This window comes from Arthrobacter sp. TE26545 (assembly GCF_056279005.1).
Genome location: NZ_JBWBQM010000001.1, coordinates 4,181,506 through 4,197,182, shown reverse-complemented (window position 1 = coordinate 4,197,182; position 15,677 = coordinate 4,181,506). Strand labels below are relative to the sequence as shown.

The 15,677-nt window shown below is 67.1% G+C and carries 16 protein-coding genes; 7 read left to right on the top strand and 9 right to left on the bottom strand.

The window, feature by feature from the left end:
- Nucleotides 1-76: 76 nt before the first annotated feature.
- Complete coding sequence (locus ACZ9CK_RS19235; RefSeq protein WP_476050809.1) at nt 77-817, top strand: GAF and ANTAR domain-containing protein; 741 nt, start codon at nt 77-79, stop codon at nt 815-817.
- A gap of 42 nt (nt 818-859) precedes the next feature.
- Here ACZ9CK_RS19235 and ACZ9CK_RS19230 read toward each other — a convergent pair whose 3' ends face one another.
- Both ACZ9CK_RS19230 and serS read right to left on the bottom strand, forming a co-directional pair.
- Entirely contained in the window at nt 860-1,708 is an 849-nt protein-coding gene (locus ACZ9CK_RS19230) for an HAD family hydrolase (RefSeq protein ID WP_476050808.1), read from the bottom strand.
- A 105-nt stretch (nt 1,709-1,813) separates the two neighbouring features.
- Nucleotides 1,814-3,094 carry a serine--tRNA ligase gene (gene serS, locus ACZ9CK_RS19225; RefSeq protein ID WP_476050807.1) on the bottom strand — a complete coding sequence of 427 codons (1,281 nt, stop codon included), beginning with the start codon at nt 3,092-3,094 and terminating at the stop codon, nt 1,814-1,816.
- A gap of 144 nt (nt 3,095-3,238) precedes the next feature.
- Here serS and ACZ9CK_RS19220 point away from each other — a divergent pair, with 144 nt between their 5' ends.
- Entirely contained in the window at nt 3,239-4,288 is a 1,050-nt protein-coding gene (locus tag ACZ9CK_RS19220) for a diacylglycerol/lipid kinase family protein (protein ID WP_476050806.1), read from the top strand.
- A gap of 76 nt (nt 4,289-4,364) precedes the next feature.
- On the opposite strand, the gene ACZ9CK_RS19215 is transcribed toward ACZ9CK_RS19220, so the two are convergent.
- The 3 genes from ACZ9CK_RS19215 to ACZ9CK_RS19205 form a co-directional block, all read right to left on the bottom strand.
- Entirely contained in the window at nt 4,365-4,574 is a 210-nt protein-coding gene (locus ACZ9CK_RS19215; protein WP_426301396.1) for a hypothetical protein, read from the bottom strand.
- A gap of 91 nt (nt 4,575-4,665) precedes the next feature.
- The gene (gene pheA / locus ACZ9CK_RS19210; protein WP_476050805.1) at nt 4,666-5,643 is read right to left on the bottom strand and encodes a prephenate dehydratase; all 978 of its coding nucleotides are present in this window, start codon (nt 5,641-5,643) and stop codon (nt 4,666-4,668) included.
- Nucleotides 5,644-5,681: 38 nt separating this feature from the next.
- Nucleotides 5,682-6,008 carry a rhodanese-like domain-containing protein gene (locus ACZ9CK_RS19205; RefSeq protein WP_426301392.1) on the bottom strand — a complete coding sequence of 109 codons (327 nt, stop codon included), beginning with the start codon at nt 6,006-6,008 and terminating at the stop codon, nt 5,682-5,684.
- Nucleotides 6,009-6,133: 125 nt separating this feature from the next.
- Here ACZ9CK_RS19205 and ACZ9CK_RS19200 point away from each other — a divergent pair, with 125 nt between their 5' ends.
- From ACZ9CK_RS19200 to ACZ9CK_RS19190, 3 genes are all read left to right on the top strand, one after another.
- Complete coding sequence (locus ACZ9CK_RS19200; protein ID WP_476050804.1) at nt 6,134-6,862, top strand: Type 1 glutamine amidotransferase-like domain-containing protein; 729 nt, start codon at nt 6,134-6,136, stop codon at nt 6,860-6,862.
- Nucleotides 6,855-8,279 (top strand): amidase, encoded by a 1,425-nt coding sequence (locus tag ACZ9CK_RS19195; protein WP_476050803.1) that lies wholly within the window; start codon nt 6,855-6,857, stop codon nt 8,277-8,279. Before ACZ9CK_RS19200 ends, ACZ9CK_RS19195 begins: the two co-directional genes overlap by 8 nt.
- 84 nt (nt 8,280-8,363) lie before the next feature.
- Nucleotides 8,364-9,833 carry a peptide MFS transporter gene (locus ACZ9CK_RS19190; RefSeq protein WP_426301386.1) on the top strand — a complete coding sequence of 490 codons (1,470 nt, stop codon included), beginning with the start codon at nt 8,364-8,366 and terminating at the stop codon, nt 9,831-9,833.
- An 88-nt stretch (nt 9,834-9,921) separates the two neighbouring features.
- Here ACZ9CK_RS19190 and ACZ9CK_RS19185 read toward each other — a convergent pair whose 3' ends face one another.
- Entirely contained in the window at nt 9,922-10,521 is a 600-nt protein-coding gene (locus ACZ9CK_RS19185) for a DUF4190 domain-containing protein (RefSeq protein ID WP_476050802.1), read from the bottom strand.
- Between the two features lie 160 nt (nt 10,522-10,681).
- Here ACZ9CK_RS19185 and pgm point away from each other — a divergent pair, with 160 nt between their 5' ends.
- Entirely contained in the window at nt 10,682-12,334 is a 1,653-nt protein-coding gene (gene pgm, locus ACZ9CK_RS19180) for a phosphoglucomutase (alpha-D-glucose-1,6-bisphosphate-dependent) (protein ID WP_426301382.1), read from the top strand.
- Nucleotides 12,335-12,352: 18 nt separating this feature from the next.
- Here pgm and ACZ9CK_RS19175 read toward each other — a convergent pair whose 3' ends face one another.
- Together ACZ9CK_RS19175 and ACZ9CK_RS19170 are read right to left on the bottom strand one after the other, a co-directional pair.
- Complete coding sequence (locus ACZ9CK_RS19175) at nt 12,353-12,853, bottom strand: 2'-5' RNA ligase family protein (protein WP_426301380.1); 501 nt, start codon at nt 12,851-12,853, stop codon at nt 12,353-12,355.
- A 100-nt stretch (nt 12,854-12,953) separates the two neighbouring features.
- On the bottom strand, nt 12,954-13,559 hold the full coding sequence (locus tag ACZ9CK_RS19170; RefSeq protein ID WP_476050801.1) for a malonic semialdehyde reductase: 606 nt from the start codon (nt 13,557-13,559) through the stop codon (nt 12,954-12,956).
- A 181-nt stretch (nt 13,560-13,740) separates the two neighbouring features.
- On the opposite strand from ACZ9CK_RS19170, the gene ACZ9CK_RS19165 reads away from it, so the two are divergent.
- On the top strand, nt 13,741-15,048 hold the full coding sequence (locus tag ACZ9CK_RS19165; RefSeq protein WP_476050800.1) for a hypothetical protein: 1,308 nt from the start codon (nt 13,741-13,743) through the stop codon (nt 15,046-15,048).
- A 24-nt stretch (nt 15,049-15,072) separates the two neighbouring features.
- Here the strand turns inward: ACZ9CK_RS19165 and ACZ9CK_RS19160 are convergent, their stop codons facing one another.
- Nucleotides 15,073-15,663, bottom strand: coding sequence for a helix-turn-helix domain-containing protein (locus ACZ9CK_RS19160; RefSeq protein WP_476050799.1), 591 nt, complete (start codon nt 15,661-15,663; stop codon nt 15,073-15,075).
- Between the last annotated feature and the right edge of the window lie 14 nt (nt 15,664-15,677).

Here is a 15,677-nt window from a genome sequence, read left to right as displayed (position 1 = left end):
CATACTTATCAATGGCTTTCAAGGGGTTGTTGGGTCTAGGCTCGAAGGGTAGCTTCAGTCTGGATCGGAGATCCACATGCAAGACCAGCAAGCCCCCGATGCGCAGCTAGTCGCCGCCGACATCCAGGATCTCCTTCTCGATACACCCGACGTCGAAGCGTTCCTTACCGAGCTGGCGCGCCACTCGGCAGCCATGCTCAGTTCCCCCGGCGCCAGGGTCTTCTGCGGGGTCACTGTGCTTCGCCATCGTTCTGCCGCGACCGTGGCCAGCAGTGACGAGCGTGCCCTGATGCTCGATGAATTGCAATATCAGTTCGCAGAAGGGCCCTGCCTCACCGCCGCCTCGAAGGGAGTCCAGGTCCACATCCCCGATCTTGAGAGGGACAGCACCTGGCCCGAGTACACCGAGGTGGCCGCCAGGAACGGCATCCGCTCTGTGTTGGCCCTGCCGTTCGACCTCCCCGACGATACCGCCAAGGCCGGCCTGAACCTTTACTCCGAAACCGTAAACGGCTTTGACCAGGCAGCGGTACAACGGGCAAGCGACTACGTGCAACAAGCGTCAAAAGGACTCCGCCTGGCCGTCCTCATTGCGCAGCAAAGCCAAACCGCGGCAAACCTTCGGGCCGCGATGACATCCCGGACCGTCATCGACGTCGCAACCGGCATCATCATCGCCCAGAACCGGTGCAGCCAGGCTGAAGCCATGGAGATCCTCAAGAAGGCTTCAAGCAACCGGAACGTCAAGCTGCGCGACGTAGCCCAGGCCATAGTCGACTCGGCCGGCGGCGGCCCCGTCGCAACCCATTTCACGTAGCCTCGCTCCGGGCAGCTTCGGCGGGGTCCGGCGAACCGGCCGTCAGCGAAGGAGGCTGCGCAGTACCTTGGCGGCGCCGTCGTCGTACACGGACGCGGTGACCTCGTCCGCGGCGGCGATCACTTCCTCCGGCGCCTGGCCCATGGCCACGCCGCGGCCCGCCCATTCGAGCATCTCGATGTCGTTGCGGCCGTCGCCGACGGCCAGCGTGTGGCTGCGGTGGGTGCCGAGCCGGCGGCGGAGCTGCTCCAGGGCGCTGGCCTTGGTGACACCGGCGGCGGCGATGTCCAGCCAGGCGGTCCAGCCCACGGAGTAGGTGACCCCGGCAAGCCCGATGTGCCGGATGGCGGAGGAAAACTCCTCCGGCGTGTTCTCGCTGCTGAAGACGACGACGCGGACGGCGGTCGCATCCAGCATGGTCTGGAAATCGACGCCGACGGCCTCGACGCCGAAACTGGCGTCCTGGAATCGTTCGGTCGAGAGGAAGTTGCCTTCTTCGTCCTCCAGCGCGTACTTCGCGGAAGGAAGCCGTTCGCGGAGGGCCTTGAGGGCCGGAGCGGGATCGAAGGTGGCCTTGTGGATGATCTCGTATCCGGCGTCCAAGGCCGGGTCCAGGCGCAGGGTCACGCCGCCGTTGCAGCACACCGCGTAGCCGCGTTCCAGCCCGATCTGTTCGATCACCGGCAGGGTGGCGTTCAGCGAACGGCCGGTGGCGATGAGGACGTCGTGGCCGTCCGCGACCACGCCCCGTGCGGCCTCGCGGACGCCGGGCGACATGTGGCCGTCGTGGTCCACCAAGGTGCCGTCAACATCCAGGGCGATCATGAGCTTGTGGTTTGGGTTCCGCTGGTCATCGATGCCAGCGACTGGGGAGTCAGTCAAAATAGTCATGGTCCTTAGTGTCGCAGAGCCCCCTGACAGCCACTAGGACCGTCACCACAGCAGAGGGTGAATTCGCCGTGAAGACTTGGCGGCGCCGGGTCAGGACGCCGGAAGCTACAGGACCGGGAGAACCTCGAGGCCGCCCAAGTACTTCTGCAGCGCCTTGGGCACGTTGACCGAACCGTCCGGGTTCTGGTGGTGCTCCAGGATGGCCACGATCCAGCGGGTGGTCGCCAGGGTGCCGTTCAGGGTGGCGACCGAGCGGGTGCCCTTGGGCGTGCCGTCCTCGGTGAAAGCCCGTTCGCGCACGTTCAGGCGGCGCGCCTGGAAGGTGGTGCAGTTGGAAGTGGAGGTGAGCTCGCGGTAGGCCTGCTGCGTGGGAACCCAGGCTTCGCAGTCGAACTTGCGGGCCGCGGACATGCCGAGGTCGCCGGCGGCAGTGTCGATCACGCGGTAGGGCAGCTCGCACTTGGCCAGCATTTCCTCTTCCCAGGCGAGGAGGCGTTCGTGCTCGGCCTCGGCCTCTTCCACCGTGGTGTAGATGAACATCTCCACCTTGTTGAACTGGTGGACGCGGATGATGCCGCGGGTGTCCTTGCCGTGCGAACCGGCCTCGCGGCGGTAGCAGGAGCTCTGGCCGGCGTAGCGGATGGGGCCGCCGGAGAGGTCCAGGATCTCGTCCGCATGGTAGCCGGCCAGGGCCACCTCGGAGGTGCCCACAAGATAAAGGTCGTCCTCGGCGAGACGGTAGATCTCGGCGTCGTGCTTCACATCGAAACCAGTGCCCTGCATGGTCTCCGGACGCACCAGGGTGGGGGTGATCATCGGGACGAAGCCTGCCTCGATCGCCTGGTCCATGGCCATCTGCAGGAGCGCCATTTCGAGGCGGGCACCCACGCCGCGAAGGAAGTAGAAGCGTGCGCCGGAAACCTTGGCGCCGCGTTCCATGTCGATCGCGCCGATGAGCTCGCCGATTTCCAGGTGGTCCTTCGGCTCGAAGTCCGGGAATTCGCGCGGGGTGCCGACCGTCTTGACCACCACGAAGTCGTCCTCGCCGCCTGCGGGCACGCCGTCGACGATGAGGTTGGGAATGATGCGCAGGAGTTCGTCGTGCTTGGCCTGGGCGGCGTCGGCATCAGCCGAGGCAGCCTTCACAGCGTTGGCGAGTTCCTTGACCTCGGCCAGCAGGGCCCGCTTCTCCTCGCCCTTGGCCTGGGCGACCTTCTTGCCGAAGGCGTTCTGCTCGGCGCGCAGGGTCTCGAAGTGGATCAGCGCGGCGCGGCGTTCCGCATCGGCGGAGACGATCGCATCCACCAGGGACTCGTCCGCTCCGCGTGCGCGCTGGCTGGCGCGGAACTTGTCCGGGTTTTCGCTGAGGTCTTTTACGTCGATCACCTGACAAGGGTATCGAATAGCGGGCACCCTCCGTGGTCATTGCGCTGTGCCGCCCCCTCTACCTGCCAGGTTGCACGACGGCGGCGGCCGGCCCGCCGTCGAGCGGTCCGGAAGGGCGGCGCGCCGGGATAGTCTTGGAGCATCATGGGCGACTGGATCCTTTACGCGGTTCTCGCTGGGGGCATGCTGGTTTTCCTTGTCTCCAGCTGGTGGGGTGCGCGCCGACTCAAGGCCAGGCACAGCAGGAGCGCCGTCCGCGGCGAATCACACAAGGCCATGCCCGGCGCACAGCGGGTGGCCGTGGTCCTGAACCCGGTGAAGAGCCGTTCGCAGGAGGCCCGCCGGGAGATCCTGGACGCCTGCCAGCTGGCAGGTTGGGACGAGCCCCTCTTCCTCGAAACCACTGCCGACGACCCCGGCCATGCCCAGGCCCGCGCGGCGCTGGACTATGGGGCCGACGTCGTCCTGGTGGGAGGCGGCGACGGCACCGTGCGGGTGGTGGCCGAGGCCCTCGCCGGGACCACCACCGCGATGGGACTGGTTCCGCTGGGGACCGGGAACCTGCTGGCCCGCAACATCGACCTGGACGTCGGCGACCTCCGCGGCAGCATCCACACGGCCTTGTTCGGCCACCAGCGCTACATCGACACCGCCCGGATGGGCATCACCAACAGCCTCACCGGCGAATCCTCCGAACACGTCTTCCTGGTCATCGCGGGCATGGGCTTGGACGCCGAGGTGGTGGGCGACACGAACGCGGGTCTCAAGAAGGCCGTGGGCTGGCTTGCATATACCGAGGCCGGGGTGCGGCACCTGCCCGGGCGGCGGAAGCGCGTCAGCATCTCCCTGGATGGCGAACCCGAACAATCCCGGAAAATCCGCAGCGTGCTGTTCGCCAATTGCGGGCTGATCCCTGGCGGCATCGATTTCATTCCCGAGGCGATGATCGACGACGGCATGCTGGACGTGGTGGTCATGAGCCCGCGCAGCGCCATCGGCTGGCTGGCGATGTACGCCAAGGTGCTGTTCAAGCACAACAGGAACCTGCCGGTGATGAATTTCTACCGTTCAGGCAAGGTGGTGATCCGCAGTTCCGAGCCGATGGCTACACAGCTTGACGGCGATCCCGCCGGCGTGGCGACCGAGGTCACCGTCGAGGTGGATGCGCGGTCGCTGCTGGTTCGCGTCCGCTAGCGCCGCGTAGGTCCCTTCCCAACACTCGCAAGCTCGCGTCGGGTCCCTCGGGACGACGCTTGGACCGTGACGGCGCTTAGCTTGCGTCCTTCTGGGCCTTGGCCTCGGCCGCGGCCTTTGCCGCAGCCCGGGCCTCCGATTGCTCGCGGATCATGGCCTGCTCTTCTTCAAAGCGCAGGCGATCGGCGCGGTCGGCGTCGTCCCCGTCCCAGTCTTGGTTTTCCACTGTCGGCTTCGGGTTGACAATCATTCCCTGGCCGCCGGCGTCGCTGTTCTTGTCTGTCATGGCCCGCTCCCTCCGTTTGGGGCATGGTCCATCCGTTGTGGATCAGGCAAGCATACGCACTGTTCTTACCCGGCGGTAGGGGGCCGCCCGGTCAAATAACCGGCGCAGCCTCGGGGCCCGGAACCACGCCGGGGGCACCGGCCAGGATGCCGTTTACCCAGGCGTGGGCAGCGGCAAACGCGGCGTCCGAAGTGTGCGGAACAACCGGGGTCTTCTCCTGGTCGGCACGGGCATAGGAGCCGAGGAAACGGGTGGCGGGGCTGATCCGGTGCAGGCCGGCCAGGGCGTCAGCCACGCGGGCGTCCTCAGCGTGGCCGTCGGCGTCGATGCTGAAGAAGTAGTGCCCCAGGTACTGGCCGGTGGGGCGGGATTCGATGCGGCTGAGGTTCACTCCCCTCGAGGCGAACTGGTCCAGAATCTCCATGAGGGCACCGGGCCGGTCCTCGGGCAGCGGGACCACCACGGTGGTCTTGTCCGCGCCGGTGCGGGGCGTGAGCGGACCCGGGCGGCTCACGAGGACGAAACGGGTCACCGCACCGGGGTTGTCGCCGATGTTCTCGGCCAGGATGTTCAGGCCGGGGCGTTCGGCTGCCACGAGCGGCGCGCAGATGGCGGCGTCGTAGTGCCGTTCGTCTTCGAGGAGTCCGACGGCGGCAGCGGCCGTCGATGAACCCGGAACATATTCCGCGTTCGGGATGTTTTCCTCGATCCAGAGGCGGCACTGGGCCCAGGCGTGGCCGTGCGTGGAGATCCGCCGGATGTCCTCGATCCGCACGCCGGGGCGGGCCACCAGCACGAAGGTGATGGGAACCACTGCTTCCCGCACGATCCGCAGCTCGGGGCCGGTGGCGATGGCATCGAGCGTTGCCGTGACGCCGCCTTCGACCGAGTTCTCGATCGGCACCATCGCGGCGTCAGCTTCGCCCTGGCGCACCCGCTCCAGGGCGGTGTTCACACTGGAACACGGCACCCTGCTGGCTTCGGCCGCGCCGGGAACCTGCAGCAGGGCCGCCTCGGTGAAAGTGCCCTCCGGGCCCAGGAAGGTGTAGCGCAGCTCGGATGCCGACATCGAATATTCCTTAGTAGTTATGTGCTGGCTGACGGGCGTCAGAGGACCACGGGCTTCAGGCCGTTGTCCGAAACCATCGGCCGGCCCGCTTCGAACCACATGTCCATGCCGCCGGCGACATTGGTGGCGCAGTAGCCCTGGCCTACCAGCCACTGGGCGGCTCGCATGGAACGGCCGCCGGTGCGGCAGATGATGAAGAGATCCTCGTCGGCGTCCAGCTCGTCCAGGCGCTCCGGCAACTGGTCAAGCGGGATGTGCAGCGCGCCGGCCACATGGCCTGCCGCCCACTCGTACTCCTCCCGCACGTCCAGGATGCTTGCGCCTTCCGGGACTTCGCTTGCCGGGATTGTTTCGAAATCGCTCATCGGTCCTAACACTCCTCTTCGACTCCTTCCAGCTTACGGCCCGGGACCCCGGCCCGCTTCCGGCTCCGGTTCCCCGGCGCTAGGGTGGGCGGGAAAGGTAACGGAACACGCCTAGGAGACCTGCCATGCCCGCCAGAGCACCCACCATCCTGGCCACCTCCGGCGGCTACAAGCCAGGGCAGCGCACCCGGCTGGAGTTCGACCGCCTGGTGCATTACGCCGTCGAGCTTTCCGGGGTGTCCGGACGGACGCCGCGGATTGCGCACCTCGGCACGGCGTCCGGGGACCAGCGCTGGTTCGCCGCGGAGATGGACCAGGCTGCCCGGACCGCCGGCTTCGACCTGAGCCACCTGAACCTCTTCACGATGCCCAACCAGGATGACCCGGAGGCGTACCTGCTGGAACAGGACGTGGTGTGGGTGCACGGCGGTTCGGTGGTGAACCTGCTGGCGGTATGGCGGGCGCACGGCCTGGACGCGGTGATCCGCCGGGTATGGGAGGCCGGGGTGGTCCTTGCCGGCGTCTCGGCCGGGTCCATCTGCTGGTTCCAGGGCGGCACCACCGATTCCTTCGGCCCCGGGCTGCAGCCAGTCACCAACGGCCTCGCCCTGCTCCCCTATGCTAACGGCGTGCACTTCGATTCGGAGGCCGGCCGTCGTCCTATGGTCCACCGCCTCGTCTCCGAGGGCGTGCTGGGCGAAACGCACTGCACGGACGACGGCGTCGGGTTGGTGTACCGCCGAACGGAACTTGCGGAGGTGGTCTCCGAGGCCCGGGGGCGTGCCGCGTACCGGGTCACCGCCTCGGCTGGGGCCGTGGCTGAAGAACGTCTGGAGCCGCGCTTCCTTGGCTGAGTTGCACGATCTCGGCGCCGTCGCGCTGCGGGACGGCCTCGCCGCAGGAGACTTTTCCGCCCGCCACGTAGCCACGCATTTCCTGTCGCGGATCGCCGCCCGCAACCCCCTCTTGGGCGCCTTCGTCACCGTCACCGCGGAGCAGGCCCTGCTCGACGCCGGTAATGCCGACACGCTGCACGCGCGGCTCCGGCAGGAGGGCCGCCTTCCCGCCGAATTGCCGCCGCTTCACGGGGTGCCCCTGGCTTTCAAGGACCTGACGGATGTGGCCGGCGTCGTGACCACGCACGGCAGCGCCGCCCTGGACCACAAGCCCGCGCCCGCGGACGGCGCCCTGGCCGCGGCCCTCAAGGGCGCCGGAGCCATTTCGCTGGGCAAGACCCAGGTTCCCGAATTCGGACTGACGGCCTACAGCGAGAACCGGATCGCGCCGCCGTCGCGCAATCCGCATGCCTTGAGCCGCAGTTCCGGCGGCTCCTCGGGCGGCAGCGCCGCGGCCGTGGCGGCGGGATTTCTGCCGTTCGCCCCGGGCAGCGACGGCGGCGGCTCCATCCGCATTCCCGCCGCGGCCTGCGGAATCGTCGGCCTGAAACCGGGGCGCGGGCTGGTGCCGGCGGGTGAAAGCCCCGGAGATGCTGCGCGTCTGGTGGTGGCCGGGCCGCTGGCCCGGAACGCGGCGGACGCGGCCCTGATGCTGGACGCGCTGGTCCCCTGGGAGTCCCGGCCCGACGGCGGTTACCTCGCCGGAGTCCGGCGGGAACCGCCGCGGCTGCGGATCGGCGCCAGCCTGGACAGCCCGTGGAGCGGCATCTTCCCGTTCGAAGCCGGCCCGGAGGCCCTCGCCGGGCTGAACCGCGGCATCGCCCTCCTCGAAGCCGCCGGGCACGCCGTCTTCGAAGCGGCAGTCCGCTACGACAACCGCTACCCGGACGCGTTCACCGCGGCCTGGACCTCCGGCGTCGGAAGCGCACGGATCCTGCCGCAGCGCGAGGCCCTCCTGACGCCCCTCACCCGGACGTTCCGGAAGCGGGCGCAGCAGCGCAGCGCCCGGAAGGTGGCCGAGGCGGTGAGTTTCCTGCGCCGCTTCAGCGAAGACACCGTCGCGCAATACGGGCAATGGGACGTCATCCTGACGCCCGCTCTCGCGCAGACGGCGCGGCCAGTGGGCTGGTTCAGCGGCACGGGTGGCGAATGGGATGGCGATCCCGACGACGACTACCGCCGGCAGTGCGAATTCGCGCCTTGGTCCTCCATGGTGAATGTGTGCGGACTGCCCGCGGTCAGCATCCCCACAGGCCTTGAGGGCGGGCTGCCGACAGGCATCCAGCTGATCGGGAAGGCAGGCTCGGAGCTGCTGCTCCTGCAGCTCGCGGCGCAGGTGGAGGAGCAGCGGGGAACGCCCGTCCTGCCCGTCTGAACGGAGTCTTTGGGCCCTCTGCCTGCCTTACCCCAGGCGTCCAGAATGTGACATTGACTACCATTCAGTGCCAGCATGGTGTAAATGAGCACATCGCAAACGACGGTGTCCCCGGCCAAAACCCCGGCGGACACCTCTTTTTTCGGCCACCCAAAAATGCTGGCCAGCCTGTTTTCCGTAGAGATGTGGGAGCGGTTCTCCTTCTACGGAATGCAGGGAATCCTCCTCTACTACATGTACTTCACCGCCGAACAGGGCGGCCTGGCCATCGACCAGACCCTGGCCGCCGGCCTGGTGGGCGCCTACGGCGGCGGCGTGTACCTATCCACGATCCTGGGCGCCTGGCTGGCTGACCGGATCTTCGGCTCCGAGCGCATCCTCTTCGGTTCCGCCCTCGTGATCATGGCCGGGCACGTGGCCCTGGCCCTGCTGCCGGGCATCCCCGGCCTGATCGCCGGCCTGGTGCTGGTGGCAGTCGGCTCCGGCGGCCTGAAGGCCAACGCCACCGCGCTGGTGGGCACGCTGTACGAGGAAAAGGACGACCGCCGCGACGCCGGCTTCTCGATCTTCTACATGGGCGTCAATATCGGCGGACTCGTGGGCCCGCTGGTGACCGGCTGGCTGCAGGAAAGCAACGGCTTCCACTGGGGCTTCGGCGCCGCCGCGATTGGCATGGCGATCGGCCTGGGCATCTATGCGATCAACCGCAGCAAGCTGCCGCAGGAAGCGCACCATGTGCCGAATCCGCTGCCCGCGGCCCAGCGCGGACGCTTTGGACTCATCTTCCTGGCCATCGCCGCCGTCATCGCCGCGCTGTTGGCCACGGGAATCGTCAACGCCGGAAACCTGGCCCGTTCCATGGCCTACGCCGCGATCGGCGCCTCGGTGATCTATTTCGTGCTGATCTTCCGCAGCCCCAAGGTCTCCACGGTGGAACGCAGCCGGGTGCTCGCCTTCATTCCGCTCTACATCGCCTCCGCCGCGTTCTGGGCCCTGTTCCAGCAGCAGTTCACGTTCATCGCCGTGTACTCCGAAGAGAAGCTGGACCGCAGCCTGTTCGGCTGGGAAATGCCGGCCGCGTGGGTGCAGTCCATCAACCCGGTCTTCATCATCATTTTCGCCGGCGTCATGGCCGCACTCTGGACCAAGTTGGGCCATAAGCAGCCGAGCTCGCCCATGAAATTCGCCGCCGGCCTGCTGGTGATGGGACTGGCGTTCCTGGCCTTCATCCCATTGGCCGGGGAGGGCAAGACCCCGCTGCTGGCGCTGGTGGGAATCCTGTTCCTGTTCACCCTGGCGGAACTGTTCCTCTCCCCCATCGGCCTGTCCGTGAGCACCAAGCTCGCCCCGCAGGCCTTCCACACCCAGATGGTGGCGCTGTTCTTCCTGTCCGTTTCCCTGGGCACCACCCTCGCGGGCATCCTCGCAGGCTTGTACAACCCGAAAGACGAGCTGCCGTACTTCGTGGGCGTGGGCGGTGCCGCAGTGGTCCTCGCGGCGGCGCTTGCCGCGGGCACCCCGGCCATCAAGAAACTGATGGCGGGCGTGCGCTGACAACCTCCCTTTAAACCGCGACTAACCGCGACGGCGGCAGGCACCTTGGCGGGATTCCCGCCGAAGCGCCTGCCGCCGTCGTCGTCTGTCAGTAGTTGTAGCGGTACTGCGACGCAGCGGTGACGGCGATGATGAAGAAGATGCCGAGCACCACGGTGAGCAGGATGCCAAGGTAGCCCATGACCAGGCCGGCAATCGCCATTCCCCTACCTGACGGCTCCTTCTTCAGTGCCATGTGGCCGAGCACGACGGCCGCGATCTGGGGAAGCAGGATGAAACCGAAGCCGAGGTAGACGGCAATTCCGCAGCACATGCTGGCGATGCTCAGGCCCTTGGGCTCCGCGGGCACACCGTAGTAGGCGGGCTGGCCATACGGGCCGGCTGGCTGGCCGTAGGGCTGCTGGCCCGGCACCTGTCCGTATGGGCTCGCGGGCTGTCCGTAGGGCTGGCTCTGCTGTCCGTAGGGCTGGCTCTGCTGACCGTAGGGCTGGCTCTGCTGACCGTAGGCTGCCGGCGCGGCGTAGGGCTGCTGGCCGTAAGGTGCGTCCTGGCCGTAGGCCCCGGGCGGGGCCGGCTGCGCGTACTGTTCGGGCCCCGGCTGGCCCGGGGGCATGAACGACGGCGGTTCGGACCCCTGCGGGGTGTCGTTCTTCGGCGTCTCGTCCGGCTTGGCTGGCTGTTCACTCATGAGATCCCCCTCTGAAAGTGCTGTTTTGCCCAGCCTACCGCCGCGCAGTCGGTAAACGGACGATGAATCTTGTGGCGTTGGCGGCGACTCCTGCCGTCATAGGGGCCGATTCGCGGTCACATCTCTTCAGCGGTGTGAAACGGTCTGGCATGCTGGGGCAATGGCTAGCCGTGCGGGCACAGTTGCCCTTCCCCAGGACCTTGTAGACCTCACCGCCCTCCTTGACGCGTACTACGACGTCAAGCCGGATCTGGGCGATCCTTCACAACGGGTGGCGTTCGGCACCTCCGGCCACCGCGGCTCCAGCCTGAAGGCGTCTTTCAATGAGGGCCACATCCTCGCCATCACGCAGGCAATCGTCGAATACCGCGCCGGACAGGGAATCACCGGCCCGCTGTTCCTCGCCAAGGACACACACGGCCTGAGCGAACCCGCCCAGAACTCCGCCCTTGAGGTGCTCGCCGCGAACGGCGTCACCGTTCTGGTCGACGCCCGTCACGGCTACACACCCACCCCGGCCCTGAGCCACGCCATCCTCAAGCACAACCGCGAGGCTGCCCCCGGCACGCCGCAGGCCGACGGCATCGTCGTCACGCCCAGCCACAACCCGCCGGCCGACGGCGGCTTCAAGTACAACCCGCCGCACGGCGGCCCGGCCGACACCGACGCCACCGGCTGGATTGCCAATCGCGCCAATGAGCTGCTGGAGGATGGGCTCCGCGGGGTCAAGCGCATCCCGCTCAACGACGCGCTCAAGGCCGAAACCACGGGCAAGTTCGACTTCCTCAGCAGCTACGTGGATGACCTTCCCTCGGTGCTGGACCTGGACGCCATCCGCCGAGCAGGCGTACGCATCGGCGCCGACCCCATGGGCGGTGCCTCCGTGGATTACTGGGGCGAGATCGGCGAACGCCACCAGCTGGACCTCACCGTGGTGAACCCTACGGTGGACCCGCAGTGGGCGTTCATGACCCTCGACTGGGACGAGAAGATCCGCATGGACTGCTCCTCGCCGGCGGCCATGGCTTCGCTGATCCAGAAGGTCGCGTCCGGAGACGCCCGATACGACGTCGCCACCGGTAACGACGCCGACGCCGACCGCCACGGCATCGTCACCCCCGACGGCGGGCTGATGAACCCAAACCATTACCTCGCCGTCGCGATCGACTACCTGTACCGCAACCGCAGCGGCTGGAACCCGGCGTCCGTGGTTGGCAAGACCCTGGTGTCCTCCTCGATCATCGACCGCGTGGCGCAGGGCCTCGGCCGCAAGCTCGTGGAGGTTCCGGTGGGCTTCAAGTGGTTCGTCCCCGGCCTGCTCTCCGGCGAAGGCGCGTTCGGCGGCGAGGAGTCCGCGGGCGCTTCCTTCAACAAGTTGGACGGCAGCGTGTGGACCACGGACAAGGACGGCATCCTGCTGGCCCTGCTCGCCTCGGAGATCACGGCGGTGACGGGCAAGTCGCCGTCACAGCTGTACAAGGGCCTCACGGACCAGTTCGGCGCTCCCGTCTACGCCCGCATCGACGCCGCCGCCACGCGCGAGCAGAAGGCCAAGCTGGGCAAGCTCTCCGCCGCGGACGTCACCGCCACCACGCTGGCCGGCGAGGACATCACGGCCAAGCTCACCGAGGCACCGGGCAACGGCGCTTCCATCGGCGGCCTCAAGGTAGTCACCGAGAACGCCTGGTTCGCAGCCCGCCCCTCCGGCACCGAGGACGTCTACAAGATCTACGCAGAATCCTTCAAGGGTGCCGAGCACCTCAAGCAGGTCCAGGACGAGGCCAAGAAGCTGGTGGACGGAGTCATCGCCTAGCCTTTCGGTTCTTCGAGGTCATCCAGCAGGCAGGCGCCAGAGCTTCAGGATCTTGCGGATGGTGTGTTTCCCGCCGGGCGCCATGTCCACGAGGGCGACGCGGTCCAGCAGGACGGCGTCGCCCTCGTGCGGTCGTTTTCCGTTGTGGTGCGAGATGTGGGGGCGGTAGCCCTCCAGCGTGTGGTGCGGGGTGGCGACATTCCCGCCCAAACCCGCGACGGCGTCGAAAAGTTCCTCATGGAGGCCCTGCAGCAGCGGGTGGTGGTCCACCAGGCTGACCGGGATGGAGCCCTGGCGTCCGAAGCGCTCCTCAGCTCCGACGGTGAGCTCCGCGCCCAGCGCTCCCGCCACGGGAGCCGCAAGGAGCTGCGCGAGGTGGGGGACGACGTCGGGCCGGCTGCCTGGGGAGGAATCGACGTCGAACCTCAGGAGGGTGATGTGCAGCGGCCAGTCATCGCGGGGAAAGACGAGCCCCTCGGCCACTTCCTCGACGAAGACCACCATGACGAGGTTCCGCATAGGGACAGTTTCCCACCGCGCCGGCAAACAACGCTGTTAAACAAGCAGGCCCGGGTGCCGCGCTGCGAGCGCGGCACCCGGGCCTTTGGCTGTGTCGCCGTTAGACGGTGCGGACGACGTCGTCGTAGGAGAACTTCGGCTTGGCGGCGCCGAAGGCGTCCGGGCCGGGCTGGCCGATGTTGACCACCAGGAAGCTCTTCTGGTCGCCGGCCGGGAAGAAGTCGCGGTCGATCGCGGCGAAGTCGGCGCCGGTCATGGGGCCTGCGGCGAAACCGAGGGAGCGGACGGCCAGGATGAAGTAGCCGGCCTGCAGGTGGGCGTTGTTGTTGCCGGTGGCCGCGGTGACCTCGGCGTCGGCGTCGTACATGGCCTTCGGGGCGTTGTAGCCGGGGAGGAAGTTGTCCCATTGCTCGTGCCAGGCGGTGTCGTAGCTGAGGATGGCGACCAGCGGGGCGGAAGCGGTCTTGGCCTTGTTGCCCTGCATGAGGGAGTCCACGAGCTTGGCGCGGGCCTCGTCGGAGCGGACGTAGGTGACGCGCAGCGGCTGGGAGTTGAAGGCGGTGGGGCCGAACTTGGTCAGTTCGTAGATGGCCTGGGCCTGCTCCTCGGTGACTTCACCGGCAAAGGAGTTGGCGGTGCGGGCTTCGGCAAAAATGGCGTCGACTGCGGCGGCGTCAATCACTGCTTCTTCGTGGGCGATTGTCATTCGCGTACCTTTCGCTGGGCCCGTGGCGATTGGGGTGGCCGGGCGCTGTTGCTTTCCATGGTTGCAACTTCAAGCGTTTTCCACAGATTCCCATAACGCCGTGTGACGTTGGGCACGCGGGTGGCTAGGCTGGCCGCGAATCGACGCAGCTGGTCCGCTTCGGCGGGATACGGGGGTAGACATGAAGCGCACGGCACTCTTCCTGGTCATCGCCACGGTGCTGGGACTTGGCACCGCATCCTGCGCGGAGGACCACGGATCTGGAGATTCTTTCCGCGCCTATATCGAGAAGAGCAACGCTCAGTGGATCGACCGTTTGGATATCCGTCCGGGCTCCGCGTCGTTCTTTGGCTCCTCCGAAATCCTGGTGATGTTGCGGGCGGATACTCCCGAGGACGTTTTTGCAGACTTCCAAAAGCGGATCAAGGATTACGATCCGCCTTTTGGCTCCAGGCTTGAGCTCCAAGGCCTGGCAGCCAACGGCGTTGGGGTCTGCAGGGGCGACCCAGCTGCGCCAGCCAAGACCAAGCTCCGTACACAGCTCCAGGCCACAGGGAAGAGTCTGGCCGGGACCTGGACGTGCAAGTCAGGCGCCCCGGGCGACAACATCTACCGCGGCAGTACAGAGACGTTCCTCGCCGACCGGAAGCTGCTCAACAGCCTGCCCACGTGGTCCGAAGGCCCGGAAATACAACTGAACGCGGAACTGGAGGGCGAGTTGAACGAGCCACGGGGAACGGTCAACGCCATCCTGCAGGACGTCCCGGCCGGGCTGGAATCAGCCCTGCACGCGGTTTCCGCTCGCGAAGAAATCGCGGAATGGACGTTCGAGAACCGTGTTCTCACCATCGCTGTGGAACCGAGCACAGCCCAGGCCGCGATCCAGCAGGCGGCCACGGCCGCCGGCGGCGGGCTCACAGTCCACGTACGGCAGGGCAGCGTAGCCGGCGCAGCACTGGCCCCGGAAGCTGCCGGGCTCCGCGCAGCTTTCCGCGGCCTTCCGGGAGTGGAGTCCATGCGTATGGGAAGCGGCAAGTGGATCACAGTCACCCTGTCAGACATCAGCCATGCCGCCTCGGTTGTCAAGCAAGCACAGAACCAGCCCGAATTCACCGCGGGGTACGCGCTGAAGTTGTGGGTCCCCGTTGCCTGGCAACCGCGAAATCCTTTTAGCTACTCCTGGTACGGCGGGAAGCCCACCCAGCTGCGAGGTTTCGAGGAACTAGCCGGCAACCCCGCCGTTACGGCGCTGGATATCAATGACTCCGCTGACAATCCCGGCCTCAGCGCGGACTTCAAGGTGTCGCTGAACAATGTTGCATCCCTTGCGAAACCGCTGGTGGCCCCGGGGGCGTGGACCGTGCTGGAGGGCCCGGACGACAGTCAGCTCAACTTCCACGCCGCCAAGACATTGACCAAGGAGTCCTTCGAATACGTCAAGAACGCGGACCAGGACGAGTTCATCAAAGCCTGGAACGCCGCGCGTTAACGCCTGCTTCCCTGCATCTGCTTCTCAGCGCTTCGGGCCTGACTTGGCCCGGAGATGCATCCGCTCGCCCTGCCCGCCGAAGACGCTCAGGAGTTCCACGGGCTGCTTCCCCGCGCTTCCGAACCAATGGGGCACGCGGGTGTCGAACTCGGCCACTTCCCCGGGACCGAGCACCAGGTCGTGCTCGCCAATGACGAGCCGCAGCCGCCCGGACAGCACGTACATCCATTCGTAGCCTTCGTGGACGCGCGGATCCGGCTCGGCATTCGAGGCCGGAATCACGATCTTCCAGCTCTGCAGTCCGCCCGGCTGTTTGGTGAGGGGAATGACCGTCCGCCCGTTCACCTGGCGGGGCTTGAGCCTGATCCTGGGGTCACCGACCTCGGGCGCACCCACCAGGTCGTCCAGCGGCACCCTGTATGCCTGCGCCAGCGGGAGCAGCAATTCCAGGCTTGGCTTGCGTTGGCCGGTCTCCAGCCGGGACAAGGTGCTTTTCGAAATACCCGTGGTTTCGGCCAAGGCCGTCAGCGTGATGCCGTGCCGGGTCCTCAGCCGTTTCAGCCGTTCGCCCACTTGCTCGAGTGCCGCCGTGATCCCGCCTGTTTCGTCTTCCACCCGCCCATCCAAGC

What these genes read in the sequence shown, in the direction of transcription:
- ACZ9CK_RS19165 (WP_476050800.1), top strand. Translation starts at nt 13,741, where the DNA reads ATGAAGCGCACGGCACTCTTCCTGGTCATCGCCACGGTGCTGGGACTT.
- ACZ9CK_RS19200 (WP_476050804.1), top strand. Translation starts at nt 6,134, where the DNA reads ATGCCCGCCAGAGCACCCACCATCCTGGCCACCTCCGGCGGCTACAAG.
- pgm (WP_426301382.1), top strand. Translation starts at nt 10,682, where the DNA reads ATGGCTAGCCGTGCGGGCACAGTTGCCCTTCCCCAGGACCTTGTAGAC.
- ACZ9CK_RS19170 (WP_476050801.1), bottom strand. Translation starts at nt 13,559, where the DNA reads ATGACAATCGCCCACGAAGAAGCAGTGATTGACGCCGCCGCAGTCGAC.
- ACZ9CK_RS19235 (WP_476050809.1), top strand. Translation starts at nt 77, where the DNA reads ATGCAAGACCAGCAAGCCCCCGATGCGCAGCTAGTCGCCGCCGACATC.
- ACZ9CK_RS19215 (WP_426301396.1), bottom strand. Translation starts at nt 4,574, where the DNA reads ATGACAGACAAGAACAGCGACGCCGGCGGCCAGGGAATGATTGTCAAC.
- ACZ9CK_RS19220 (WP_476050806.1), top strand. Translation starts at nt 3,239, where the DNA reads ATGGGCGACTGGATCCTTTACGCGGTTCTCGCTGGGGGCATGCTGGTT.
- ACZ9CK_RS19190 (WP_426301386.1), top strand. Translation starts at nt 8,364, where the DNA reads ATGAGCACATCGCAAACGACGGTGTCCCCGGCCAAAACCCCGGCGGAC.
- pheA (WP_476050805.1), bottom strand. Translation starts at nt 5,643, where the DNA reads ATGTCGGCATCCGAGCTGCGCTACACCTTCCTGGGCCCGGAGGGCACT.
- ACZ9CK_RS19175 (WP_426301380.1), bottom strand. Translation starts at nt 12,853, where the DNA reads ATGCGGAACCTCGTCATGGTGGTCTTCGTCGAGGAAGTGGCCGAGGGG.
- ACZ9CK_RS19185 (WP_476050802.1), bottom strand. Translation starts at nt 10,521, where the DNA reads ATGAGTGAACAGCCAGCCAAGCCGGACGAGACGCCGAAGAACGACACC.
- ACZ9CK_RS19205 (WP_426301392.1), bottom strand. Translation starts at nt 6,008, where the DNA reads ATGAGCGATTTCGAAACAATCCCGGCAAGCGAAGTCCCGGAAGGCGCA.
- ACZ9CK_RS19230 (WP_476050808.1), bottom strand. Translation starts at nt 1,708, where the DNA reads ATGACTATTTTGACTGACTCCCCAGTCGCTGGCATCGATGACCAGCGG.